The sequence below is a fragment of the Tistlia consotensis USBA 355 genome (genome assembly GCF_900177295.1).
Lineage (GTDB): Bacteria > Pseudomonadota > Alphaproteobacteria > Kiloniellales > DSM-21159 > Tistlia > Tistlia consotensis.
The window spans coordinates 1-3,666 of sequence record NZ_FWZX01000065.1; the positions used below are offsets into that span (position 1 = coordinate 1).

Sequence of the window (3,666 nt, forward strand, 5' to 3'; positions counted from 1 at the left end):
CCCAGCAAAACCCGACCTGGCAGGGTCGGGCAGAAGAAGGACCAGAGATGGCGGACACGCCCCAGGGATGGCATCCGGAGGATATCCGGGCGGCACTGCGCAAGCGGCACGGCACGATCGCCGCCTTCGCCAGGAAGATCGGCTACGCCCAGTCGTCCCTGAGCAACGTGCTCGCCTATGGCCGGTACGTCCCGGGTCCCATGCGGGCGATCGCCGAGGACCTGGGCGCCGGCCTCTTCTCGCTCTGGCCGCACTTCCATCATCCAGACGGCACACCCCGGCAGGGGCGCGGCGCCACGAATGTTGACAAGGATAGCGCAGCCGGCCGCCGCCGTAATGTTCAAAGGCGGAGGGCGGCATGAGCACGGACGCCGCCGCCTACTTCCGCCCGTCGCTCAGTGTGCCGTCAGGCGTGACGGATCGAGACCTCGCGGAGATCGGGGCCGCGATAGAGCGTCTCGTTGCGTCGGGAGCCTCGTTCGAAGAGGCGACGGCCGAGCTGAGCCGGCTCGCCGCCTCGATGAAGGCCGCAAGGTGTTGGCGGGCCGATCGGAGCCCGCCTCGCGGCTGGGCGGCTAAGCGTCAGTGAGCATCGGGATGAGCTCGTCGAACGCAGTCAGCGCTCCCTTCTCCCCGTGCTGGATGAGCCATTGGCGAGCCGCAGACAACTGCTCGATGAACAGCGTTCGGTCGAGCGCACCGCTCTCTGAGAGAGTGCGGACCAGCGCCACGTTGGCAGTGAAGAGCGCGAAGATCTTCTCGTGCGCACCGAATTCGACTGACATTCAAAGTTCCCCCCTCGGTTGTTTGGCGACATCGAGACTAGGGGAAGGGCCGGTGGCCGTCATCCGCCAAGGTGACGGCCGCCAGTCTCGTCACCCGCGCCGGGCGGGCTTTCCCGGCAGCTGCGACCCGAAACTCCACGGCCGGGCGCCCACGGGCGTCCGGTCGTGCTTTTTCGGCGCGCGGTGAAGACCAAGAAAACGAAGGGGTTCCGCAGCATGACAGCAAGGAAAACAGGGCGCCGCCGAGATCCGCGCCAGATGGACTTCCTCCGCCTGCTCGACCGGATCGAGCTGGTGGCCGTGCCCGAGGCGCCGAGCCAGGCGCCGGCCTCCCACGACATCGACCAGCAGCTCCGGCGCTGGCTGAACGAGGCGATCGAGCGCTCGCCGCTCGACCGGGCGGAGATCGCCGAGGCGATGACGGCGCTCGCCGGCCGGCCGGTCACCAAGCCGATGCTCGACACCTGGACCGGCTCGGCCCGGCCGAACCGGATGCCGGCCGACCTGCTGCCGGCCTTCTGCATCGCCGCCGGGACCAACCACGTGATGGAGCGGCTGGCGGCCGACATCGGCGCCCGCCTCAGCGACACCCAGGAAGCGCGCCTGGCGCGGCTCGGGCAGTGGGCGCTGCTGATCGCCTACGGCCAGGACGAGCAGCGCCGCATCGCGTCCAGCCTGCCACCCCTGCCGTTGCTGCAGGAGGCGGCACGATGAGCGCGGTGAAGGAGTGGTACAGCGCCATTGAGCTTGCCGGCGTCCCCGGCATTGGCGCGTCCACCGCGCGAGGCGTCAACAAGATCGCGGACCGCCAGAAGTGGCGGAGAGAGCGTGCGCCTGGCAGCTCGCAGGCTTGGCTTTATCACGTCTCCAGCCTGCCGGATAAAGCCCGCAAGGCGCTGCTGAAGAGGGCCGCGGACGCAGTGCCGGCCCCCGCAAGCCTCCCAGCGTCGGCCGAGCCCGAGAAGCCGCTCGCGGAGGCCGCACCGCTCGCCGACTGGCAGCGCCGCTGCCTGGAGGCACGGGCCGCGATCCTGGACGAGGTCGACCGCCTGGCGGTGGTCAGCGGCCCGAAGGCGGCGATCATGGAGGTCGTGGAGCGCGCCGCGGAGGGCCGGCTCCGGCCCGAGCTGCAGGCGCTCGTGCCGGTCGCCAACGCGCGGACCGGGAAGGACGGAAAGAGGACCCTTTCCCGCCCCTCCATCTACCGTTGGCGGGCCGAGGCGGTGAAGGGCGCTGCCGCTCTCGCCCCGCGCGAGGCGCGGGCGCTCCTCGTGATCCCGGCGTGGGCGCCCTTCCTGATGCGGCTCTACCGGGCGCCCACGAAGCGGCCGCTGGCGGCCGTCATGGAAGACCTGCCCGGCATCCTGCCGGAAGACGTTCCGGCCCCCTCGTATGACCAGGCGCGGCGCTTCCTGAAGCGGCTGTCGGTCGTCGAGCGCGAGCGCGGCCGCCTCGGCCCGAACGCGCTGCTGTCGGTCAAGGGCTTCAAGCGCCGCTCCACCGAGGGGCTGGAGCCGCTCGACGTGGTCACGGCGGACGGCCACACCTTCAAGGCCGACGTCGCGCACCCGGTCCACGGCCGGCCGTTCCGGCCCGAGGTCTGCGCCGTCATGGACGTCGTCACCCGCTACGTCTTCGGGTGGTCGGCCGGCCTGGCCGAGAGCACCTGGGTAGTGATGGACACGCTGCGCTGCGGCGTCGAGCGGCTGGGCCAGTTCGCCCTGCTCTACACCGACAACGGCAGCGGCTTCGTCAACCAGGTGATGACCGGCGAGGCCAGTTCGGCGGCAGTCACCGGCTTCCTCGGCCGCATCGGCGCGACGCCGACCCAGGCGCTGCCCGGCCGCGCCCAGGCGCGCGGCAAGATCGAGCGCCTGCAGGGGACCTTGTGGAAGCGCTCGGCGCGCTCGCTGCCGACCTACAACGGCCGCGACATGGACAACGAGGCGCGGCGCCGCATCGTCAAGCTGGTCGCCAGCGACATCAAGGAGACCGGCGCCTCGCGCCTGCTGATGAGCTGGAAGGACTTCCTGTCCTGGGCGGAGACGGAGGTCGAGGCCTACAACAACCGGCCGCACCGCGGCCTCCCGAAGATCCGCGACGCGGCGACCGGCCGGCTGCGGCACATGTCGCCGGCCGAGTGCCTGGCGGACTGGCGCGCGCAAGGCTGGGAGCCCATGACGCTGCCGGCCGAGGCGACCGATGACCTGTTCCGGCCCTACCAGGTCCGCACCGCCTATCGCGGCGAGATCAAGCTGCCCTGGGGCCGCTACTTCCACCGGGATCTGGTCCCCCTCGGCCGGGAGAAGGTGCGGGTCGGCTACGATATCCACGACGGTTCCCGGGTGTGGGTGCGCACCCTCGACGAGGGCCGCCTGATCTGCGTCGCCGAGCGCGACGCCAACGTCATCCCCGAGCAGCCGGCCAGCAAGGTCGAGCACTCCAGGCAGGAGCGCGCCGAGGCCCGCCTCCGCCTGCTGCGGCAGCACGCCGAGGAGGTCGAGGCCGAGCGCGGTCCCGGCCTGCTGGAGCACCAGCCCGCCACGCCCTTCGCCCCCATGCCCTTTGCCGGCGAGATCGAGGCGCGTCAGGCCGCGCTCGTCGCGGAGATGGCCGGCGAGCGGCAGGCGGCAACGGCGACGGGCTTCAGGGTCCCTGACGACCCCGAGGCGCGCTTCGAGCTGTGGTGCGAGGTCGACCGCCAGATCAAGGCCGGCGAGACGATCGGCGACGCCGAGGCGCGCTGGCACGCGCACTACCAGACCCATCACGACTGGAAGGCCCGGATGAGGATGGCCGCGGACTTCGGGAGTGCCTTCCCGATGACCGCGGCCGGGTAAATGAAACAACAGTCAAGGAGCTGAAGCATGTTGGATGGATC

Annotated in this window: 4 protein-coding genes and 1 pseudogene; 4 read left to right on the plus strand and 1 reads right to left on the minus strand. The window is 71.0% G+C overall.

Annotation, left to right across the window (positions count from 1 at the left end):
- On the plus strand, positions 1 to 362 hold a 362-nt coding region (locus tag B9O00_RS31915; RefSeq protein ID WP_218822990.1), incomplete at its 5' end, for a helix-turn-helix domain-containing protein.
- Positions 363 to 575: 213 nt separating this feature from the next.
- On the opposite strand, the gene B9O00_RS31925 is transcribed toward B9O00_RS31915, so the two are convergent.
- Positions 576 to 785, minus strand: a complete 210-nt coding sequence (locus B9O00_RS31925; protein ID WP_085127482.1) for a hypothetical protein — start codon at positions 783 to 785, stop codon at positions 576 to 578.
- 258 nt (positions 786 to 1,043) lie between these two features.
- Here B9O00_RS31925 and B9O00_RS31930 point away from each other — a divergent pair, with 258 nt between their 5' ends.
- The 3 genes and pseudogenes from B9O00_RS31930 to B9O00_RS31935 all read left to right on the plus strand — a co-directional run bounded on the left by B9O00_RS31930 (position 1,044) and on the right by B9O00_RS31935 (position 3,625).
- On the plus strand, positions 1,044 to 1,499 hold the full coding sequence (locus tag B9O00_RS31930) for a hypothetical protein (protein ID WP_085127484.1): 456 nt from the start codon (positions 1,044 to 1,046) through the stop codon (positions 1,497 to 1,499).
- A pseudogene (locus B9O00_RS34315) lies at positions 1,496 to 1,690 on the plus strand (DNA-binding protein); the annotation flags it as partial. The gene B9O00_RS31930 and the pseudogene B9O00_RS34315, both read left to right, overlap by 4 nt.
- A gap of 15 nt (positions 1,691 to 1,705) precedes the next feature.
- On the plus strand, positions 1,706 to 3,625 hold the full coding sequence (locus B9O00_RS31935; RefSeq protein ID WP_235017245.1) for a Mu transposase C-terminal domain-containing protein: 1,920 nt from the start codon (positions 1,706 to 1,708) through the stop codon (positions 3,623 to 3,625).
- Positions 3,626 to 3,666: the final 41 nt, after the last annotated feature.

What these genes read in the sequence shown, in the direction of transcription:
- B9O00_RS31925 (WP_085127482.1), bottom strand. Translation starts at nt 785, where the DNA reads ATGTCAGTCGAATTCGGTGCGCACGAGAAGATCTTCGCGCTCTTCACT.
- B9O00_RS31930 (WP_085127484.1), top strand. Translation starts at nt 1,044, where the DNA reads ATGGACTTCCTCCGCCTGCTCGACCGGATCGAGCTGGTGGCCGTGCCC.